Raw genomic sequence first — 20007 nt, 5'->3', positions numbered from 1 at the left:
TCAGGCTGCGATTCGCGCATATCAGCTATCGGTTGCGAGCAACGCGACGCGATTTCACACTTTCTCCACCAGCACGAAACCGGCTGCACAACGAACGGAGACACCCATGACATACAGCTTGCCCGCAGGGCCGCGGCGCTGCCCTTCGCGCCATTCAACGAGCGTCCAGCGCTGAGCCATGGACGACCTGATCCTCGAGACGAAGGGGCTGTCCAAGCAGTTCAAGGGCTTCGCCGCCGTGAGCGACGTGGACCTGCGCGTCAGGCGCGGCACGATCCACGCCGTCATCGGACCGAACGGCGCGGGCAAGACCACGCTGTTCAACCTGCTGACGAAATTCCTGCCGCCCAGCAGCGGGACGATCCACTTCAACGGCAAGGACATCACCAATGACAACGCGGGCCAGATCGCACGCCAGGGCATCGTGCGCTCCTTCCAGATCTCGGCCGTGTTCCCCAAGCTGACGGTTCTGGAGAACGTGCGTGTCGCGCTGCAGCGCAAGGCCGGCCTGGCGACCCAGTTCTGGCGCTCCGAGCAAAGCCTGCACAAGCTCGATGCGGCGGCGATGCAACTGCTCGAGGACGTGGACCTGGCCAGCTTCGCCAACGCCTCCACGGTCAACCTGGCGTACGGCCGCAAGCGCGCGCTGGAGATCGCCACCACCCTGGCGATGGACCCCGAACTGATGCTGCTCGACGAGCCCACGGCCGGCATGGGCCACGAGGACATCGATACCGTGACCGAACTGATCCGCAAGGTCGCGGCAAGCCGGACCATCGTGATGGTGGAACACAACCTGGGCGTGGTGTCTACGCTGTCGGACACCATCACCGTGATGCAGCGCGGCTCCGTGCTGGCCGAGGGGCCGTACGACGTGGTGTCGCGCAATCCGCAAGTGCTGGAAGCCTATGTGGGGGTGACGGAAGATGCCTAAGCCCACCTCGCGGCAGGACGCCGCCGTCCCCCTGCTGATCCACGGCCTGAATGCCTGGTACGGCGAATCGCATGTGCTGCACGGCATCGACCTGGAGGTGCGCCGCGGCGAACTGGTCACGCTGCTCGGTCGCAACGGCGCCGGCCGCAGCAGCACGTTGAAGTCGATCATGGGCATGGTGGGCGAACGGCGCGGCTCCATCGTGATCAACGGCACCGAGACCATCGCCATGGCGCCGCATCGCATGGCCCCGCTGGGCGTGGGCTATTGCCCGGAAGAAAGAGCCATCTTCGCGTCGCTCTCGACCGAGGAGAACCTGCTGCTGCCGCCGGTGCTTCAGGACGGCGGCATGAGCACGGCCGAGATCTACCAGATGTTCCCCAATCTGCTGGAGCGCCGCCACAGTCCCGGCACGCGGCTGTCCGGCGGCGAGCAGCAGATGCTTGCCCTGGCCCGCATCCTGCGCACCGGCGCCAACCTGCTGCTGCTCGACGAGATCACCGAAGGGCTCGCGCCCGTCATCGTGCAGTCGCTCGGCCGGGTGCTGCGGCTGCTGAAGGAGCGCGGTTTCACGATCGTGCTGGTCGAGCAGAACTTCCGCTTTGCCGCAGGCCTGGCGGACCGGCACTACTTCATCGAGCACGGCCGCGTAAAGGCCGTGCTCGACAAGAAGGAAGTGGCCGAGCGCGCCGATGAGCTGCACCAATGGCTCGGCGTCTAGGCAACCCGTATTCCTTGCGATCCACAAACCATGACACGGAGACAACCAGCATGAACTCGAATCCCCTGCGTTCCCTCGCCCTGGGCCTGACCGCCGCTTCCCTCGCCTGCGCACTCCATGCCCAACCCGCGCCCAAGCTGACGGACGGCAAGGTCCGCTTCGGCGTGCTGACCGACATGGCGGGCCCGACCTCCGATCTCGCCGGGCCGGGCTCGGTGCTGGCCGCGCAGATGGCGATCGAGGACTTCGGCGGCAAGGTGCTGGGCATGCCGGTGGACATGGTCTCCGCCGACCACCAGATGAAGCCCGACCTGGCCGCCAACACCGCGCGCCAATGGTTCGACACCCAGCAGGTCGACGTCATCCTGGACCTGGCCAGCTCGCCCATCGCCCTGGCCGTGATGGAGATCGCCAAGCAGAAGAACAAGATCGCCTTCGTCAACGGCGCCGGCACCTCGCGCATCACCAACGACAGCTGCAATGCCAACACGGTGCACACCTCGTGGGACAGCTATTCGCAGTCGTACAGCCTGATCAACGCCGTCGCCAAGCAGGGCGGCGACAGCTGGTTCTTCATCACGCTGGACAACGCCGGCGGCCAGGGCGTGGAGCGCGATGGCATGGACGCGGTGAAGGCAGCCGGCGGCAAGGTGGTGGGCAGCGTGCGCTTCCCGCTGAACTCGCCGGACTTCTCCTCCTACGTACTGCAGGCCCAAGCCTCCAAGGCCAAGGTGGTGGCGCTGATCGCTTCCGGTTCGGACTCGGTGAACGCCTTCAAGGCGATCGACGAGTTCGGCCTGAACAAGCAGCAGAAGGTGGTCGCCATGGTGACCTTCATCCCCGAGATCCACAGCCTGGGCATCACGGCCGCGCAGGGCCTGATCCTCAACGAGGCCTTCTACTGGGACACCAACGCCGAGACCCGCAAGTTCTCCGAACGCTTCTTCGCCCGCTTCAAGAAGATGCCCGACGCGGTGCATGCCGGCGTCTATTCGTCGATCACGCATTACCTGCAGGCGGTCCAGGCCACTGGCACGGACGACGCCGCGGTGGTCATGAAGAAGATGAAGGAAATGCCGGTCAACGACTTCTACGGCCACGGCGGCTCCATCCGCGAGGACGGCCGCATGATCTTCGACATGCACATGGTGCAGGTGAAGAAGCCCAGCGAATCGAAGAAGCCCTGGGACTACTACAACATCCTGGCCACCATTCCCGCCGCGCAGGCCTTCCAGCCCTTGTCCAAGAGCACCTGCAGCCTCGTCACCAAGAAATCCTGAGCCAACTTCATCCGGGCAACCCATGGAAATCTTCGGCGTCCCCCACCAGGCCCTGCTGGGGCAGGTGTTCATCGGGCTGGTCAACGGCTCGTTCTACGCCATCCTCAGCCTTGGCCTGGCCATCATCTTCGGCCTGCTCAACGTCGTGAACTTCGCGCACGGGGCGCTCTACATGCTCGGGGCGCTGGTCACCTGGATGGGCCTCAACTACCTCGGTGTGAACTACTGGATGTCGCTGCTGCTGGCGCCCCTGCTGGTCGGCTGCTTCGGCATCTTCTTCGAGCGCACCATGATCCGCCACCTGCGCAAGCTCGACCCCATCTACGGCCTGCTGCTGACCTTCGGCATGGCCCAGGTGGTGCAGAGCCTGGCCAGCAACTACTACGGCGTCACAGGCCTCTCCTACAGCCCGCCGGAACTCCTGCGCGGCGCCACCGATGTCGGTTTCATGCGCCTGCCCAACTACCGGGCCTGGGTGGTGTTGGCGTCGCTGGCGGTCTGCCTGTCGACCTGGTATGCCATCGAGCGCACCCGCCTGGGCGCCTACCTGCGCGCCGGCACCGAGAACCCCGGCATGGTGCAGGCCTTCGGCATCAACCTGCCGCTCATCGTCACCCTCACCTACGGCTTCGGCGCCGGCCTGGCCGCGTTTGCAGGCGTGCTGGCGGCACCGGTGATGCAGGTCAGCCCGCTGATGGGGGCCGACATCGTGGTGGTGGTGTTCGCGGTGGTGGTGGTCGGCGGCATGGGCTCGATCCTGGGCTCCATCGTCACCGGGCTGATGCTGGGCGTGGTCGAGGGCCTGACCCGCGTCTACTACCCACCGGCATCCAACGTGGTGATCTTCGTGATCATGGCGGTGGTGCTCATGGTCCGCCCCTCCGGCCTGTTCGGCCAACAAAGATAAGGAATCGCCATGAACTTGCCGACACAAGAGGCGCCTTCCACCCGCGCCCGCCTGCGCGGCCCGGCCATCGGCCTGCTCCTGCTGCTGGGCCTGCTGGCGCCGCTGGTGGTGTACCCGGTCTTCATGATGAAGATCTATTGCTTCGGACTGTTCGCCAGCGCCTTCAACCTGCTGTTCGGCTTTGCCGGGCTGATGTCCTTCGGGCACGCGGCCTTCCTGGGCAGCGCGGCCTACGTCTGTGGCTATGCGGTGAAGAGCCTCGGGTTTCCGCCCGAGTTGGGCATACTGGCCGGCACTGGCGCGGCCGCCCTGCTCGGCTTCGTGGTCGGCCGGCTGGCCATCCGGCGCGAGGGCATCTACTTTTCGATGGTGACGCTGGCGCTCGCGCAGATGGTCTACTTCATCGCCCTGCAGGCGCCATTCACCGGGTCCGAGGACGGCATCCAGGGCATACCGCGCGGCCGGCTGCTCGGCTTCATCGACCTGGACAACACCTACGCGATGTACTACTTCGTGCTGGCCATCTTCGTGTTCGGCTTCTACGCCGTGTACCGCATCGTGCATTCGCCCTTCGGCCAGGTGCTCAAGGCAATTCGCGAGAACGAGCCGCGGGCGATTTCGCTGGGCTACGACGTGCAGCGCTACAAGCTGGTCACCTTCGTGCTGTCCGCCGGACTGGCGGGCCTGGCCGGCGCCACGAAGACACTGGTCTTCCAACTCGTGACGCTGACCGACGTGCACTGGTCGACCTCCGGAGAGGCCGTGCTGATGACACTGGTGGGCGGCCTGGGCACCATCTTCGGACCCTTCGTCGGTGCCGTGGTGATCGTGTCGCTGGAGCATCACCTGGCCGGGCTGGGATCGTGGGTCACGCTCATCATGGGCCTCATCTTCATGGCCTGCGTGCTGATGTTCCGCGAAGGCATCGTGGGCACGTCGAAGTCGTTCTGGCAGCGGCGCAAGACGCTGCCGGCCATCCCGCCGGAAACTCCCGTCATCGCAAAGGCCTGACCGCACGCCATGGAACAGTTCGATCCCCAATACAAGAAGAGCAACTTTCCGAAGATCCGACCGGACTGGCTGGCGCTGCGCCAGGAAGAAGTGCTGCAGCCGGAGCAGCGCATCGTCGACTCGCACCATCACCTCTGGGACGAGGAATTCGCACCCTACCACGCAGACGAACTGCTGCATGACATCGGTGGCGGTCATGCCGTCGAGGCGACGGTCCTGGTCGAAGGGAAGGCGCGCTACCGGACGACGGGGCCGGCGCACCTGCGGCCCGTGGGCGAGACCGAGTTTGCCGTGGCGCAGGCGGAGCGCGCCGCCAGCCGGGGGGTGAGCATCTGCCAGGGCATCGTGGCATGGACCGACCTGACGCTCGGCCCGAAGGTCGAAGAGGTATTGCACGCCCATGTCGAGGCTGGCAAAGGCCGGTTTCGCGGCATCCGCTGCCGCGCCGCCTGGAGCGACAACCCGGCGCTCAGCGGCCCCGCCGACGGCCCGCCGCAAGGGGTGCTGAGGCACCCGGTCTTCCAGGCCGGCGTGAATGTCCTGAGCCGCATGGGCATGAGCCTGGACGTGTGGGCCTATCACACGCAACTGGCCGACGTGGTGCAGCTCGCACGCGATTGCCCGGAAGCGCGGATCGTGCTGAACCACGTAGGCGGTCCCTTGGGAATCGGACCCTTCGAGGGCCATCGTGAAGAGGTTTTCGAGGTCTGGCGCGCAGGAATGACCGACCTCGGGCAGTGCGGCAATGTCGTCGTCAAGCTGGGCGGGCTCGGCATGCCTCGCACGGGCTTTCCTTTCGCCTCGGCGGAAGCGCCCGTGGCGTCGGAAGAGCTTGCGTCCGCGTGGCGCCCCTACGTCGATGCATGCATCGACTCTTTCACGCCAGCGCGCTGCATGTTCGAAAGCAACTTCCCCGTGGACAAGGGTATGTGCAGCTACCTCGTGCTGTGGAACGCCTTCAAAAGGCTTGCGGCCGGCTATTCCTCCGGCGAGCGCGATGCGCTTTTCCGCGGGACTGCGACGCGCGTCTACCGACTCGACCTGAAGGCCGCCGATCGGTGAATCAGTCGCCAAGGGGCGGGCTGGAGCCTGAGAGAGCACATGCAAGCGAGCGTTGTGACAGATGCGTTGCGCATGGCCTGGTTTCGGCGCCATCCTGCGCCGGGACTGATCGTCCATTCGGATCGGGGCAGCCAGGGCGGATTCAACTGGTCGTCGCAACACCTTTGACCATGGAGGTGTTTATGGGTCGACCTGCGGGATGAAGTCCTCCATGAGCCGTCGGGGCGACTGCCGGGACAATGCACCTGCGGGCTGATGCCGTCCAGGCAATGCAAGCAAGAACGGCAATTGAAAGATGAAGTCTCGGCCAATAGGCGTGCGATCGAAGACGCATCGACAGGTCAGAGCGGTGGCGGGTGAACTCAGCTAGACATCCGTGGATCTCATATGAGAGAAGACAGCGCATCATGAATTGAGTGCTGCCAGGCGGTTCGTATCCGGGCCCGCATCCGCCGGGCGCGCCAGCACTCCTACCAGCCCGCGGATGATCCTGCAAGCTGGATGGTCAGCGCTGGCCCGCGCACCTCTAGACCTCAGACCCCCTAAGGCGTCTGCTCGCCCGTGGCGCGGATTTCCACGCGGCGATCCGGCTGCAGGCAGGCAATGAGCGCATTGCGGGTCTTGGCATTGCCCTGGGCCTTGCAATCGGCTTCCGTCACCTTGAGATCCGTCTCGCCGCGGCCTTCGGTCTGGATCACATTGGGCGGCACGCCCTGGCTCACCATGTACTCGCGCACGGCGTTCGCGCGTGCCACGGACAGGCGCTGGTTGTAGTCGGGCTTGCCGATCGGGTCGGTGTATCCGACGACGAGGATCGAGCGTGCCCGGAAGCCGGCGGCCCTGAGTTGCTGGATCACGCTGTCCATCCGGGCGCGGCCGGCAGGGGTCAGCACCGCCTTGTTGAACTCGAACGTGCCGTCAGCCGAGATCTCGAAGTTGCGCACCGGTGGCGGTGGTGGCGGCGGCGGCGGGGCCACCGGCGGCGGAGGAGGAGGCGGCGGCGGGGCTGCCTGCGCCACCTGTGGGGCGGCGCCGAGGGGGATCTGCAGGCCCACCGTGAACAGCCAGTCGTTCGAACTGCTCCGGCTTGCCAGCCTGGTGTTGTTGGCGTTGTCGACATAGCGGTAGCGCACGTCGCTCACCAAGCGGCCCCAGGAAGCAAACGGCCAGACGACACCGATGCCCGCATTGGCCATGAAACTCGTATGGCTGCTGCTGGCGGCGAACGCCGTCTCCACCTTGTTGTCGATGGCACCGATGCCGCCCACCAGATAGGGTTGCACGCTCTTGATCTGCCAGCGATTCAGCCCTTGGCGGCCCAGGAAGAACCACTGCGCGTCGAGCGTGCCGCTCCAGTTCTTGTATTTGTTGGTGGTGTTGAAGGCGCCGAAGGCGCTGCCAACATTGCCATCGAGCTCCTCATACTGGGCGCGCAACTCGATGTTCCAGTAGGGGTTGATCGGCTTGCCGACGGCGAGTCCTCCGCCCCAGCCGTTCTGAGCGTTTCGATTGCTGTCCGGATGGACGTACGCGCCGAAGGGGGTGATGTACCAGCGGTTGTCGAAGTACTGGTCCGCAGGGAAGGTGTTCTGCGCGAGGCAGGCGGCGGACGGGAATGCTAGCGCGCAGCAGGCGGCGAAAGTGCGTCGGTCGAACATTGAAATCTCCTCACGTGAGTGGTTGATGAGAGCCTCAGGCCGAGCCAAATCGGTTCCGCAAGATAGACGCGGCCACGCGCGCCGGTCGGCTAACACGCAACCGAGTGCGTCACTCTCCTTACATCGTTTCTTTAAAAGCTTTACGTTCAGGCCATTTGGAAGTCGAAGCTCTTCCATTGGAAGCGGCTGCGCTGGATGTTCATCTCGTCGATGCCTTTGAGGATGCGTTGCTTGAGTTCGTCGAGCGAAGCGATGCGGATGTGGCGCTGGAACGATCAGCCATCCTGGAGAAGGTCGACACCACGAGATTGAGCCAGGAGCCGTGCTTGGGGGTATGGACGTACTCGAAGCGTCCGGGGCGGCTTGCCAGGTAGGCCATCGTTTCCTTGGAGACGTGGGCACTGTGGTTGTCCAGCACGACGCGGATGACGGCGTCTCCCGGATAGTGCTCATGCAGGCGTTCGAGCAGGGCGACGAACTCGCGGCTGCGATGGCGCGGCTCGACGCTGGCGATGATCTCCCCGCTGTGCAGGTCCAGCGCCGCGAGGATCCACAAGGTGGCGTGGCGCTCATAGTCATGGTCACGCCCCACCCCGGGATGCACACCGGCCACCGGCGGCAGCTCGGGCGCAGTCACGCCAAGTGCCCGCACGCCTGGCTTCTCATCGACGCTGACGGTGTAGATCGGCGCGGGACGCGCGTCGAGGACCGCGTCAGCGCGGTAGAGGTTCACATCGCGATAGAGCACCAGTACTTCCGCCATCTTGCGCTCGTACCGCGCGTCGCGCCTCGCGAGGTAATAGCGCACCCGATGCGGCATGAGTTCATGGGCGCGGAGAATGCGCCATACCGTGGTCTTGCCCGCGCGAGCCAGTCGCGCAAAGCCTGCGCTGTGCGCGCTGGCTCTGACGTGCTCGGCCAGCGCCGACAGCGTCCAAAGCTCCGCGTCGTAACCCAGGTCCTTGGGCTTGCGACAAGCCAAGTCCACCACCCAGGCGCGAGCGTCATCGGTGATTTGCGGTGCATGCGGTCGGTGGTAGCGATCCTGCAACCCCGTCGCTACACCCGCCGCCAAGGCCTTGTCGATGCACTTGTAGATCGTCGGCCTGGACGTGCCCAGCGCGCGCTGTATCTGCGTGGGCGATTGCCCATCGGCATACGCCAGCAGCACCCTGGCGCGCTTGACTTCACGCGCCGGAGAGGTACGCGAGCCAGCAAGCTCGTCGAGCATCGCCTTGTTTTCCTCGCTCAACTTCAATGCCGCGCGCCCCGTGCGTCGTGCCATGTCCCCGCCTTCAAGTGGAATCGCCGGGCATTCATGATTGCACACGAGCGAATTCAAGTAAATCTTTTAACGAAACGACGTACCAGTTGGCGCGGCCACCGGCAGTTTCAAATTCTTCAGCGGTCGGACTGTACAAGTTGCGCGTCGGCAACGTCGAACGACTCGATATGAAAAAGCGGCGCCTGACCAGCCGCGGCCGGGAGTTCGCCAACCACCACGCGCGCCATCGCCAGCATCTGCTGTTCGCGCCGCCCGCGGCGCGTGGCGCGCCAATGCCTGGGCCGACCTGCCGCACGCCGCGTTGACGGCCACTTGTCCCTTCGCGTGCCAAGGAGGAACATTTGGCATGGGCACCACCTTCAATTTCGGCCGGCTCCGGGCCGGCAAACCGGCCCCGAGCGTGGTTTCGTCCGGGGCTTTCCGCATTGCCTTGCTGGGCGACTTCTCGGGCCGTGCTCACCGCGGCGAACGGCGCAGCAGCGACGAGCTTGCACACTGCAAGCCGCTGCGGCTCGACGTGGACTCCATCGACAAGGTCATCGCGTCGTTCGGCACCACCTTGCGTCTGCCGCTGGGTGGTCCCGCTGAGGGCGGCATGGAGCTGCGGCTCGGCTCGCTCGACGACCTGCATCCCGACACTCTCGGCTCAAACCTCTCGCTCTTCTCCGGGCTGGCCCGCCTCCGGCAGCAGCTGGCCGATCCCCGAACCTTCGCAGCCGCGGCGGCCGAGGTCCGGGCATGGGCTGCCGCCGCGCCCGCCGCTGCGGCCCCCGTCGCGCCGTCGCGAGCCCGCGGCAACACGCTGCGCGTGGACGCCAAGCTCAGTGATTTCGCCCGTCTCGTCGGCCTGCCGGCGGCCTTCGCGCCGCCACCCGGCCCGATCGACGCCTTGCTGCAGCGAATCGTCGCACCGCATGTGGTCCAGGCTGCCGCGCCCGACGCGCCTTGCCTGACGGCCGCCGTCGACGATGCGCTGTCGGCCGCGATGCGTGGTGTGCTGCACGACCCGGACTTCCAGTGCCTGGAGGCCGCCTGGCGATCCCTGGACTTCATCGTACGGCGCGTCGAGACCGACGAGACGCTCGAGATCGTGCTCTACGACATCAGCGCCGAGGAGTTCGCCGCCGACCTCAGCGCAACCGACCAGATCGAAGACACGGGCCTGTACCGACTGCTGGTCGAGCAGCCCGCATCGGACGCGCATCAGGGATCCCTGTCGGCGCTGATCGGCCACTACGGCTTCGAGATGACGCCGCCGCATGCCGAACTGCTCGGGCGCATCGCAGGCATCGCGGCCCGCGCCCGCGCGCCGTTCATTGCGGCGGTGGGGCGTGACTGCATCGGCATGCAGGTGGAGGACATGCACCCGCGCGTCGTCGCCGCGTGGAAGGCGCTGCGCGAACTGCCGGCGGCACGTTTCCTCGCTTTGACCGTGCCGCGCTTCCTGCTGCGAACGCCGTATGGGGCCCGTACCGATCCGATCGACTCCTTCGCGTTCGAGGAGTTCGACGCGCAGGCCGGACTGAAGACCCTGCTCTGGGGCAACCCGGCCGTGCTCGCTGCGGTGCTGCTGGGCGAACACGCCCGCGCTGCTGGCGTCCGGCAGGCGCCGGGCCGGCTGCTGAGCGTTGGCGACATGCCCTTCTTCTTCCACACCGATCCCGACGGCGAGACAGTGGCGCTGCCCGGCACAGAGCGACTGCTGAGCGAACGTTCAGCGGCCCAGGTGCACGGCCTGGGCTTCATCCCCGTGCTGGCAATCCGGGGCCGCCCGGAGCTTCGCCTTGGCGGCTTCCTGTCGCTGGCCGGCACGCCACTCGCGGGCCCGTGGACGCCGGCCAATGGACTGCCCGAACCGGCCGACGATCCAGTGCCGCCGAGCGCAGCTGCTGTCAGCGCGCCCCCCGCAGCCGAGCCGGCAGCCGACGCCGAACTCGATGACTTGCTCGCAGCGCTCAAGGACAGCACCGATGCCGAGCCGACGCCCCCCCATGGCGCCATCGATCCCGCCCTAGCCGCGCTTCTCAAGGACCTTTGATTGTCGGCCTGACTCAAGCCAAGAGCCTCCGCGAAAAGACACGCGAGAGCAAGCCATGCCGGCAGATGATCGAGTTGGTGTGCTTTCTGCGGATCACGCTTCTTGAGCTCACCGATTCGTTTACCCAGAGACGCAGGGCATCGAGGGCAGGGCCGAAGAGAGACCAAAACTCATTTTTGGCACAAATCGTCTGAATATTGTCTTTTGTGCCAACCTTCTGATTTCTAGACTTGAGCCCGAGTCAGCCAAATCCGAGGCATTCCAAATGAGCTCACTAGTCGCAGTCAGAGGAATCACAACGCCGGACACGCAGCTTGCTCGCAAGGCCGTCTCGCTGGTGCATCGAGTGCACTCGGAGACGATGAAGAACCACTTGCACCGGACCTGGTGGTTCTCTGAGTTCCTTGGCAGGAAACGCGGCCTGAAGTACGACCGAGAAGCCGTCTACCTCGCCTCTCTTCTTCACGACCTGGGGCTCATCGAAGAGTACGCAGCGGACAGCCGATTTGAGGTCGACGGAGCGGATGCCGCCAGCCGCTTCTTGAATGCAGAGGGCTACCCGAGGCAAAGGCTCAACTGGTCTGGGATGCCATCGCCCTGCACGCCAGTGCCGGCATCGCCGACCGCAAAGAGCCGGAAGTTGCCCTGGTGCACATGATTGGCTGACGGCTGACGGCTGACGGCTGACGGCTGACGGCTGACGGCTGACGGCTGACGGCAATCTTGCATTCATTTGCGCGCGAGAATCGATGTCAGCTCGTAGGGGCATACCTGCCGTTGTTGAATCGAACGCGAAGGACTGCACCGGGCCCTGACCTCCGGTTGGGTGGCCAAGGTAGCAGTCGTTCGATACTTGTGCGACACCTGCCCCCGGATCGTCGTCACCTTCGCGCTGCGCCAGTCTCCGGGCAGGTATCTCACAACCCTAAACAGATCCAGAAGTCCGGGTCATGGAAGCCGAGCGAGCGGCCCATCACCCCGCTGCGAGCGCTCATCGCCAGCATCGACGATCCACATGATCAGGAATGGCAGTGGGACTGCCGTGAAAGCCAAGCCTCGTCCGCAGCAATGAAGTTACTGGCTGGCGCCTGATGAGCGACCTGGACGGCGCGAACTAACTTCGCCCGGCACTGCTCTTGCGACAGAACCAGGCAAACTGGCGTCTCCATGCCAACTCGATCAGTTCCTCTTCTGCGGGACGATATGCGCCCCCAGGAAGGCCGCGTCCTCGTCCGCGCCGAACAAGAAGGCCGACTTCCATTTGTGCAGCCAAGGCAGGCCCAAGAAATACAGACCGGCCTCGGCGGTCACTCCGCGCTCGTGCAAAGGTGTCCTCTTTGATCCGGGCGACTGGTCGAAGACGGGAAGGTCGATCCAGCTGAACTCCGTCTGCGCGCCGTTGGCCCAAATCACCGAGTTGATGCCCTCGCGAACGAGATCGACGGAACGGATGGGCTTCTGAATCTCCGGCGGATCCGGCGTCGGGTCGGGCGACGGATCCGCCGGAGGCAGATCCAATTGCTGCACGCGAACCGCGTCGTCGCATCGACGAGTGAATGCATTCAGCGATTCGTCGCCGTGAGCCATGCTGGAGGCCAGATCGTCGGCAATGGCGATCCTGCCATTTTCGGCGGCCTTTACGCGGCCGATCAGCACGATCCCTTGGCCCGCCAATCGGCGCAGGTCGATGTCATACCCGCCACTCACACCGGTCATCAAACGAGACAGGCGAGCGCCCTTCCACTCGCGAAGCGTTGAATCGGCGGAGCCTGTTGCGATCAGCCACCATATGCAATCCTTCCCGCGATAGCGACGCCGGATCCGCTCGTGCGAGCTGACGGACAGGAACACACGCCGTCCGGCGCAGCACAATTCCTCGGCAATCTGAACGCCGGAGTTCCCGCTGCCGACCACGAGCACAGCTCCGGCAGGCAGTTGCATGGGATTGCGGTACTGGGTCGAATGGAGCTCGAACACGCCCCCGCCAAGTGGAGGTGTCGCGCGCGGAACTTGATAGGGGCCCGTGGCCACGACGACGTTGTGTGCCACGTAAAGGGTGCCGTCGGTCTGCACTTGCAACTCGCGCGACCCCGGCCTGCGTGTGAGCGAGAGCGCCGCGCACTGGGTGCGCACGGGAGCGCGAATGTTCGCCGCATAGCGTTCGATGTAGCCTGTCACCTCGCGCAGGGGCGAAAAGGCATCAGGGTCGGCTTGCGGGTCGGCTGTCATCCGGGACCAACCCGGAAGGTTCATGTTCCAGTTGGGAGACTGGAAGTGCAACGAATCCCAGCGCTCGCTGCGCCAACGCTCTGCAAGTTCTCCGCGCTCGAGCACGACGTGCTCACCGCCCAGTCGCCCCAGGTGGTAGCTCATGGCCAATCCCGCCTGACCGCCGCCGATCACGATGGTTTCGACGCGCTCAGTGGACATGCCGGGCCCCAGGGACTTGGTGCGGCCAAAGGAAGGTGCTCCCGCGCGACCGCAACTGCACCGAGAATTTGCGCCAACCCGCACCAGCCTTGCCGTCAGAGCGCGCGTCAGAGGCAACCGCCTCACAAGGGCACAAGAGCGCCTGTGCACCGAACGAAACGCTGTACATCGCGATGTCCTCCTCCGCAAGCCGGAGCACTCATCCGGCCGGCATCCAACACCATTCATTGGCTTGGGTTTCCAAGTCTCCCTCAATGCTTTGCGCGAAATATGCGATGGTCTGTCATTGCGGTCAACTGCTGTTTCGCTCGTGAGTGCTCGCTCGTGTCCCTTGGTTACTGTCACGGGGCTGTTCCGAGTTGGCGGAAACGCGCTCGAAGTGCCGACCTTTGAATAGCTCAGCCATGCGCCGGACTTTCTTCGCTACGTTCAGCCTTCACATTACAAAGGTCGGTAGCCTACCGGACGCCAGGGCCTGCACCGGAGCCAAGTCACGCATGTGCCTGAGACCAGGCGGCATCCAGAAGCTGCTACTTCAGGTCGAGTTCCCGCAGCATCACCGGCTCCTTGGAGCCACCGAGCACGCGCTTGCGCACCGCCGCATCGATCTCCGCTGCGTGGAGTTCGAACGTTTCGAGGGGCGTGTCGTCGCTGGCGGTGGGCCGGTAGTGGTAGTGCAGCGTCTCCTTGCCGATGCTGGCCCCCACGTGCGCGCCGTCGATCAGGACCCAGAAGCGGACGGTGCCGGAAGCTTCATGAAAGACGGGAGGGTCAGACATGGCGGGACTCCGAAGCAGATTCACGGGCGTCGATCCACCGCGTGGCCTTGTCTTCGATGGACCGGATGGCAGCGCCGCCATCGGCGAACTGCATGCACGAAACGAGGTGGCACTTGCACGCCTCGCCGAAGTAAAGCATCGCGCCGGCCGCTACCGTGCCCTGGCCGGAAACCTGCGTGAGGTGGCTGCGCACTTCCCATCCGTGATACGGGAGGCGGACTGAGTCGTGGTCGTAGTCCATGCTGCCTGCTCTGAACGGGGTGATCCCCCAAAGACCCGTTATAGGTCGCTTGGCGTGCCGGGTCGGTACGGCACCGCACAGAACAGACGCTGCAACAAGCCTACAACGCAGAGTTTGAGGATCTCTCATGTACCAGCGAATTCTTGTAGCCATCGACGGCAGTCCCACCTCCACGAGAGGCCTCGAAGAAGCCATCAGGCTGGCGGTGCTGACCAAGGGTCGCCTGCGCCTGATTCATGTGATCGACGAGGTTTCGTTTTCCATGAGCATGGATGCCTGTGCGGGACATGACGGCGACCGGCTCGGCGCGATGCGCGAGGCCGGCAAATGCGTCCTGGAACAGGGCAAGGCCGTCGTCGTGGCCTCGGGCGTCGGCGTCGAGACGGTGCTGAACGACGACCTCTTGGGCCCGGTGCACATGGCGGTGACGGCCGAAGCAACAAGTTGGCCGGCCAACCTGATCGTGCTCGGCACCCACGGTCGCCGCGGCGTCGGCCGCGTGCTGGTGGGCAGCAGCGCGGAGAACATCCTGCGCTATTCGCCGGTACCCGCGCTGCTGGTGCGCGCGGCGGAGCCCGGAGTGTCGACCGCACCTAACGCAGGGACCGTGCACCTGAACATGCCCCTTGGTGCGCTTGCGACACAGTAGCAGCTGCCATGCGGGCTGGCAGCCCTGCTCACCGCGCAGTTCCATTCGCCGGCCGAGATCATCATGATCGACCTGGACGACAACGGGCTTGCCGCCGGCAAGCGCTTCGGTGTGACGGCCACGGTGAACAGCAGCGCCGGCGACGCGGCGCAGCAGGTCATGAAGCTCACGAATCAACATGGCGTGGACACCGCCATCGAGGTCGTTGGCATTCCCGCCACCTTCTTGCTGTGCCAGGACATCGTTGCAGCCGGCGGCACCATTGCCAATGTCGGCGTGCACGGTTGCAAGGTCGATCTGCATTTGCAGAAGCTGTGTTCGCACAACATCACGATCACGACGCGGCTGGTCGACACGCTGTCGATTCCGATGCTGATGAAGACCTTGCTGTCCCGGCGCATCAATGCAAAGCAACTGATCACGCACCACTTCAAGTTCGCCGAGATCCTGAAGGCCTACGACATCTTCGGCAACGCTGCCGACACCAAGGCACTGAAGGTCATCGTGGAGGCGTGACGCCTCTTGGTGTGCTACCGCACAGACCCGGCGCCCCGGTGCGCGCAGGGTAAGAGGTTAACCAACAGAGAAGACATCATGAAGACAAACGGCCACGACGCAACGGTCGCGCTCGGCGGCAAGGTCCAGGGCTTTGCAGAGAACGACGGCGCGAAAGGGACAAAGGCAAGCGGCGAGATCCGTCTTTATGCCGTACCGGAGCCCGTCATGAAGAGGGCGCACGTGTCAGGCATGTCCGCCTACGAAGAACTGGTGGCCGAAGCCGGCGCCGACCACAGCGCCTACTGGGCACGGCTGGCGCGCGAGTTCGTAACGTGGAAGAGACCCTTCACCCAGTCGCTCGACGACAGCGAAGCTCCGTTCTTCAAATGGTTCGAGGACGGGACGCTCAACGTCTCCTACAACTGCCTCGACCGCCAGGTCGAGCGCGGACTCGGCGACAAGGTCGCCATCCTCTTCGAGGCCGATGACGGCCAGGTGAGCCGCGTCACCTACAGCGAACTGCTGGCGCGCACCTGCCGCCTGGCCAATGTGCTGAGGGCGCGCGGCGTCAAGAAAGGCGACCGCGTCGTCATCTACATGTCGATGAGCGTCGAAGGCGTGGTCGCGATGCAGGCGTGTGCCCGCATCGGCGCCACCCACTCGGTGGTGTTTGGCGGCTTCTCGGCGCAGAGCCTGCGCGACCGCATGGAAGGCGCCGGCGCGGTGATGGTGATCACGGCCGACGAGCAGTTGCGCGGCGGCAAGCAACTGCCGCTGAAGGCCATCGTCGACGAGGCCATCGCGCTGGGCGGATGCGATGCGGTCAAGGACGTCATCGTGTACAAGCGCACGGGCGCCAAGATCGCATGGCACCCGTCGCGCGACCACTGGATGCACGAGGCCACCGAAGGCCAGCCGGATACCTGCGAACCCGAATGGGTCGGTGCAGAGCATCCGCTGTTCCTGCTCTACACCTCGGGCTCGACCGGCAAGCCCAAGGGCGTGCAGCACTCGACCGGCGGCTACCTGCTGCATGCGGCGGTCACGACCAAATGGACTTTCGACCTGCACGATAACGACGTGTTCTGGTGCACCGCCGACATCGGCTGGGTCACCGGCCACACCTACATAGCCTATGGCCCGCTGGCCATCGGTGCGACCCAGGTGGTGTTCGAGGGCGTGCCCACCTACCCGGATGCGGGCCGCTTCTGGAAGATGATCCAGGACCACAAGGTCACGGTGTTCTACACCGCGCCGACCGCCATCCGCTCGCTCATCAAGGCGGTGTCTGCCAACGACGCGGCGCACCCGAAGCACTACGACCTGTCGAGCCTGCGCATCCTCGGCTCGGTGGGCGAACCCATCAATCCGGCCGCGTGGGAGTGGTACCACGCGCATGTGGGAGGCGGCCGGTGTCCCATCGTCGACACCTTCTGGCAAACCGAGACCGGCGGCCACATGATCACGCCGCTGCCGGGCGCAACACCGCTGCTCCCCGGCTCTTGCACCCTGCCCTTCCCCGGCATCGCGGCTGCGATCGTGGACGACATCGGCAACGACGTGCCCGACGGGCAGGGCGGCATGTTGGTCGTGAAGAAGCCGTGGCCAGGAATGATCCGCACGATCTGGAACGAGGACGAGCGCTTCAAGGACAGCTACTTCCCGCGGGAACTCAAGGGCTACTACCTCGCCGGCGATGGCGCGATCCGCGACGAGGCCACCGGCTACTTCACCATCACCGGCCGCATCGATGACGTGCTGAACGTGTCGGGTCATCGGATGGGAACCATGGAGATCGAATCGGCCCTGGTCTCTTGCACCGAACTCGTCGCGGAGGCAGCCGTGGTTGGCCGTCCCGACGAGACCACCGGCGAAACGATCTGCGCCTTCGTCGTGCTCAAGGGTCCTCGACCCACGGGCGACGCCGCGAAAAAGATCGCGGCCGAGTTGCGCAGCTGGGTCGGCAAGGAGATCGGCCCGATCGCCAAGCCAAAGGACATCCGCTTCGGCGACAACCTGCCCAAGACACGCAGCGGAAAGATCATGCGGCGCCTGCTGCGCTCGATCGCCAAGGACGAGCCCATCACGCAAGACATCTCGACCCTTGAAAACCCGGCTGTTCTCGACCAGCTCATGGAAAGGAACTGATCATGGAAAACGATTTGACCTCGCGCATTCTGCGCGACCCGAATTACCAGGAACTCAAGTCCAGCCGCTCGCGCTTCGGCTGGTGGCTGGCGGGCGCGATGATGGTCGTGTACTACGGCTTCATCCTGCTGGTGGCGTTCGACAAGAGCTTTCTGCTGACGCGCCTGGGCGCGGGCGTCACCACCATCGGCATGCCCATCGGGCTGGGAGTGATCATCTTCACGATCGTCATCACGGGCATTTATGTGAACCGCGCCAACGGTCGATACGACGCGCTGACCGCGCTCATTGCGAAGGCGGCGCTGAAATGACAATCACATCCTGGGGCAGGACCCCAAGCGCGGCAGTCTTGTTCGTGGCCTTTTTCGTGGTGACCACGGTCGCTTGCGCCGCCGGCGCGGACCTCGGCCAACTCGAGAAGCAGCCGACCAACTGGACGGCCATCAGCATGTTCGGCGCCTTCGTCGTCGGCACGCTGTTCATCACCAAGTGGGCGGCGGCCAAGACCAAGAGTGCAGCCGACTTCTACACCGCCGGCGGCGGCATCACCGGCTTCCAGAACGGCATGGCCATCGCCGGCGACTATATGTCGGCTGCGTCCTTCCTCGGCATCTCGGCCGCGGTGATGGTGGGCGGGTTCGACGGGTTGATCTATTCGATCGGCTTCCTCGTCGGCTGGCCGGTCGTGACCTTCCTGCTGGCCGAGCGGCTGCGCAACCTCGGCAAGTTCACCTTCGCCGACGTGGCGGCATTCCGCTTCGGACAGACGCCGGTGCGCGTGTTCGCCGCATCGGGCACGCTGGTGGTGGTGGCCTTCTACCTGATCGCGCAGATGGTCGGTGCCGGGCAGCTCATCAAGCTGCTGTTCGGGCTGGAGTACTGGATCGCGGTGGTCATCGTCGGCGCGCTCATGATGGTCTACGTGCTCTTCGGCGGCATGACGGCCACCACATGGGTGCAGATCATCAAGGCCTGCCTGCTGCTTGCGGGCGCAAGTTTCATGGCTTTCATGGTGCTGTGGAACTTCGGCTTCAGCCCCGAGGCGATGTTTGCAAGGGCGGTCGACGTCAAGACGGCGCTCGCCACCGATGCCGGCCAATCGAAGATCGACGCAGCGACGCAAGGTTTCTCGATCATGGGGCCGGGCGGCTTCATCAAGGATCCGATCTCGGCGATCAGCTTCGGCGTCGCGTTGATGTTCGGCACCGCCGGCCTGCCGCACATCCTGATGCGCTTCTTCACCGTGCCCAACGCCAAGGAGGCGCGTAAGTCGGTGCTGTGGGCGACCACGTGGATCGGGTATTTCTACGTGCTGACCTTCATCATCGGCTTCGGGGCGATCGCTTTCGTGTTGACTGACACACAGTTTCTCGACCCCAAGGGCGGACTGCTCGGTGGCGGCAATATGGCGGCGGTGCACCTGGCCAAGGCCGTGGGCGGCAACGTGTTCCTGGGCTTCATCTCGGCCGTGGCGTTCGCGACGATCCTGGCCGTGGTCGCGGGCCTGACTCTGTCGGGCGCGTCGGCGGTGTCGCACGACATCTATGCGACCGTGGTCAAAAAAGGCAAGGCCGACAGCGCGTCGGAACTGCGCGTGTCGCGCATCACCACGGTCGCGCTCGGCATCGTCGCGGTGGTGCTGGGCATCGTGTTCGAGAAGCAGAACATCGCGTTCATGGTGAGCCTGGCCTTCGCGATTGCCGCGTCGGCCAACTTCCCGGTGCTGCTGATGTCGGTGCTTTGGAAAGACTGCACCACGCGCGGCGCGGTGATCGGCGGCTTCCTGGGGCTGATCTCGTCCGTTGCGCTGACCATCGTTTCACCGGCCGTGTGGGAGGCAACACTGGGGCATCCCGCAGGGTCGGCGCTTTTTCCGTACGCGTCGCCGGCGTTGTTCTCGATGACCATCGGCTTCGTCGGCATCTGGCTGTTCTCCATCATGGACCACAGTGCGCGCGCAGCGAAGGACCGTGGCGGCTTCCTGAGCCAGCAGGTGCGCTCTGAAACGGGCATTGGTGCAGAGGGCGCGTCCGGCCACTGACAATCTCGTCGAGCGGCGCCATCATCGGCAGCATGCCCAATGCGTTCGACTTCACGGCCTCGCCATTCGACTGCCTGGATGCCACCGAGCAGGGAATGGTTCGCGACAGCGTCGACATCGCCAACTTCCGCGCCGGGAGACGCTGCGGGCGCCCGGCATGGAGCCGCTGCACCTGTTCGTCGTCATCAAGGGCCACGTTTCGCAGTTCGAAGGGCCATGAAAGACCTCGGGCTGCCGCTGCGCGTTGCGCACGATGCGCTGAATGACGCCGTGATGGCGTGGCCGGCTTTTGTGAAATTGCGAAACATGAAGCAACTATTGGCCG

The 20007-nt window shown here is 64.8% G+C and carries 17 protein-coding genes and 5 pseudogenes; 16 read left to right on the top strand and 6 right to left on the bottom strand.

Going from position 1 to position 20007, the window contains the following annotated elements; genetic code table 11:
• Positions 1-54: 54 nt before the first annotated feature.
• Complete coding sequence (locus WKW80_RS10975; protein WP_340363598.1) at positions 55-180, bottom strand: hypothetical protein; 126 nt, start codon at positions 178-180, stop codon at positions 55-57.
• On the opposite strand from WKW80_RS10975, the gene WKW80_RS10970 reads away from it, so the two are divergent.
• The 7 genes and pseudogenes from WKW80_RS10970 to WKW80_RS10940 form a co-directional block, all read left to right on the top strand.
• Positions 179-934 (top strand): ABC transporter ATP-binding protein, encoded by a 756-nt coding sequence (locus WKW80_RS10970; RefSeq protein ID WP_340363597.1) that lies wholly within the window; start codon positions 179-181, stop codon positions 932-934. The genes WKW80_RS10975 and WKW80_RS10970 overlap by 2 nt on opposite strands.
• Positions 927-1655 (top strand): ABC transporter ATP-binding protein, encoded by a 729-nt coding sequence (locus WKW80_RS10965; protein ID WP_340363596.1) that lies wholly within the window; start codon positions 927-929, stop codon positions 1653-1655. The genes WKW80_RS10970 and WKW80_RS10965 overlap by 8 nt, the downstream gene beginning before the upstream one ends.
• A 50-nt stretch (positions 1656-1705) precedes the next feature.
• The gene (locus WKW80_RS10960; protein WP_340363595.1) at positions 1706-2935 is read left to right on the top strand and encodes an ABC transporter substrate-binding protein; all 1230 of its coding nucleotides are present in this window, start codon (positions 1706-1708) and stop codon (positions 2933-2935) included.
• 22 nt (positions 2936-2957) lie between these two features.
• Positions 2958-3842 (top strand): branched-chain amino acid ABC transporter permease, encoded by an 885-nt coding sequence (locus WKW80_RS10955; RefSeq protein ID WP_340363594.1) that lies wholly within the window; start codon positions 2958-2960, stop codon positions 3840-3842.
• A 9-nt stretch (positions 3843-3851) separates the two neighbouring features.
• Entirely contained in the window at positions 3852-4853 is a 1002-nt protein-coding gene (locus WKW80_RS10950; RefSeq protein ID WP_340363593.1) for a branched-chain amino acid ABC transporter permease, read from the top strand.
• A gap of 9 nt (positions 4854-4862) precedes the next feature.
• Positions 4863-5915 carry an amidohydrolase family protein gene (locus WKW80_RS10945; protein ID WP_340363592.1) on the top strand — a complete coding sequence of 351 codons (1053 nt, stop codon included), beginning with the start codon at positions 4863-4865 and terminating at the stop codon, positions 5913-5915.
• Positions 5916-5918: 3 nt separating this feature from the next.
• Positions 5919-6162 (top strand): annotated as a pseudogene (locus WKW80_RS10940) (IS3 family transposase); the annotation flags it as partial.
• Positions 6163-6457: 295 nt separating this feature from the next.
• On the opposite strand, the gene WKW80_RS10935 reads toward WKW80_RS10940, so the two are convergent.
• Both WKW80_RS10935 and WKW80_RS10930 read right to left on the bottom strand, forming a co-directional pair.
• Positions 6458-7573: an OmpA family protein gene (locus tag WKW80_RS10935; protein ID WP_340363591.1), complete on the bottom strand. Its 1116-nt coding sequence runs from the start codon at positions 7571-7573 to the stop codon at positions 6458-6460.
• 146 nt (positions 7574-7719) lie between these two features.
• Positions 7720-8858 (bottom strand): annotated as a pseudogene (locus WKW80_RS10930) (IS630 family transposase).
• Positions 8859-9025: 167 nt separating this feature from the next.
• Here WKW80_RS10930 and WKW80_RS10925 point away from each other — a divergent pair.
• Together WKW80_RS10925 and WKW80_RS10920 are read left to right on the top strand one after the other, a co-directional pair.
• Positions 9026-9163 (top strand): hypothetical protein, encoded by a 138-nt coding sequence (locus tag WKW80_RS10925; RefSeq protein WP_340363590.1) that lies wholly within the window; start codon positions 9026-9028, stop codon positions 9161-9163.
• 41 nt (positions 9164-9204) lie between these two features.
• Positions 9205-10896 carry a type VI secretion system contractile sheath domain-containing protein gene (locus tag WKW80_RS10920; protein ID WP_340363589.1) on the top strand — a complete coding sequence of 564 codons (1692 nt, stop codon included), beginning with the start codon at positions 9205-9207 and terminating at the stop codon, positions 10894-10896.
• 1179 nt (positions 10897-12075) lie between these two features.
• Here the strand turns inward: WKW80_RS10920 and WKW80_RS10915 are convergent.
• The 3 genes from WKW80_RS10915 to WKW80_RS10905 form a co-directional block, all read right to left on the bottom strand.
• A complete protein-coding gene (locus tag WKW80_RS10915; protein ID WP_340363588.1) occupies positions 12076-13326 on the bottom strand; it encodes an NAD(P)-binding domain-containing protein in 1251 nt (416 codons plus the stop codon).
• Between the two features lie 530 nt (positions 13327-13856).
• Complete coding sequence (locus WKW80_RS10910) at positions 13857-14105, bottom strand: DUF1488 family protein (RefSeq protein WP_340363587.1); 249 nt, start codon at positions 14103-14105, stop codon at positions 13857-13859.
• Complete coding sequence (locus tag WKW80_RS10905) at positions 14098-14346, bottom strand: hypothetical protein (RefSeq protein ID WP_340363586.1); 249 nt, start codon at positions 14344-14346, stop codon at positions 14098-14100. The genes WKW80_RS10910 and WKW80_RS10905 overlap by 8 nt, the downstream gene beginning before the upstream one ends.
• Before the next feature lie 127 nt (positions 14347-14473).
• Here WKW80_RS10905 and WKW80_RS10900 point away from each other — a divergent pair, with 127 nt between their 5' ends.
• The 7 genes and pseudogenes from WKW80_RS10900 to WKW80_RS10870 form a co-directional block, all read left to right on the top strand.
• Positions 14474-14995 carry a universal stress protein gene (locus WKW80_RS10900; protein WP_340363585.1) on the top strand — a complete coding sequence of 174 codons (522 nt, stop codon included), beginning with the start codon at positions 14474-14476 and terminating at the stop codon, positions 14993-14995.
• Positions 14996-15001: 6 nt separating this feature from the next.
• Positions 15002-15511: pseudogene (locus tag WKW80_RS10895) on the top strand (zinc-binding dehydrogenase); the annotation flags it as partial.
• A gap of 78 nt (positions 15512-15589) precedes the next feature.
• Positions 15590-17641, top strand: a complete 2052-nt coding sequence (gene acs / locus WKW80_RS10890; protein WP_340363584.1) for an acetate--CoA ligase — start codon at positions 15590-15592, stop codon at positions 17639-17641.
• 2 nt (positions 17642-17643) lie between these two features.
• Positions 17644-17952, top strand: coding sequence for a DUF485 domain-containing protein (locus WKW80_RS10885; RefSeq protein ID WP_340363583.1), 309 nt, complete (start codon positions 17644-17646; stop codon positions 17950-17952).
• Complete coding sequence (locus tag WKW80_RS10880; RefSeq protein WP_340363582.1) at positions 17949-19682, top strand: cation acetate symporter; 1734 nt, start codon at positions 17949-17951, stop codon at positions 19680-19682. Before WKW80_RS10885 ends, WKW80_RS10880 begins: the two co-directional genes overlap by 4 nt.
• Before the next feature lie 32 nt (positions 19683-19714).
• Positions 19715-19896: pseudogene (locus WKW80_RS10875) on the top strand (cyclic nucleotide-binding protein); the annotation flags it as partial.
• A pseudogene (locus tag WKW80_RS10870) lies at positions 19896-19991 on the top strand (3'-5' exonuclease); the annotation flags it as partial. The pseudogenes WKW80_RS10875 and WKW80_RS10870, both read left to right, overlap by 1 nt.
• Positions 19992-20007 lie beyond the last annotated feature (16 nt).

It is taken from the genome of Variovorax humicola (assembly GCF_037889915.1).
Taxonomy (GTDB): domain Bacteria; phylum Pseudomonadota; class Gammaproteobacteria; order Burkholderiales; family Burkholderiaceae_C; genus Variovorax; species Variovorax humicola.
The sequence above is the reverse complement of the archived record's forward strand: the minus strand, read 5'-3'. Positions and strand labels throughout refer to the sequence as shown.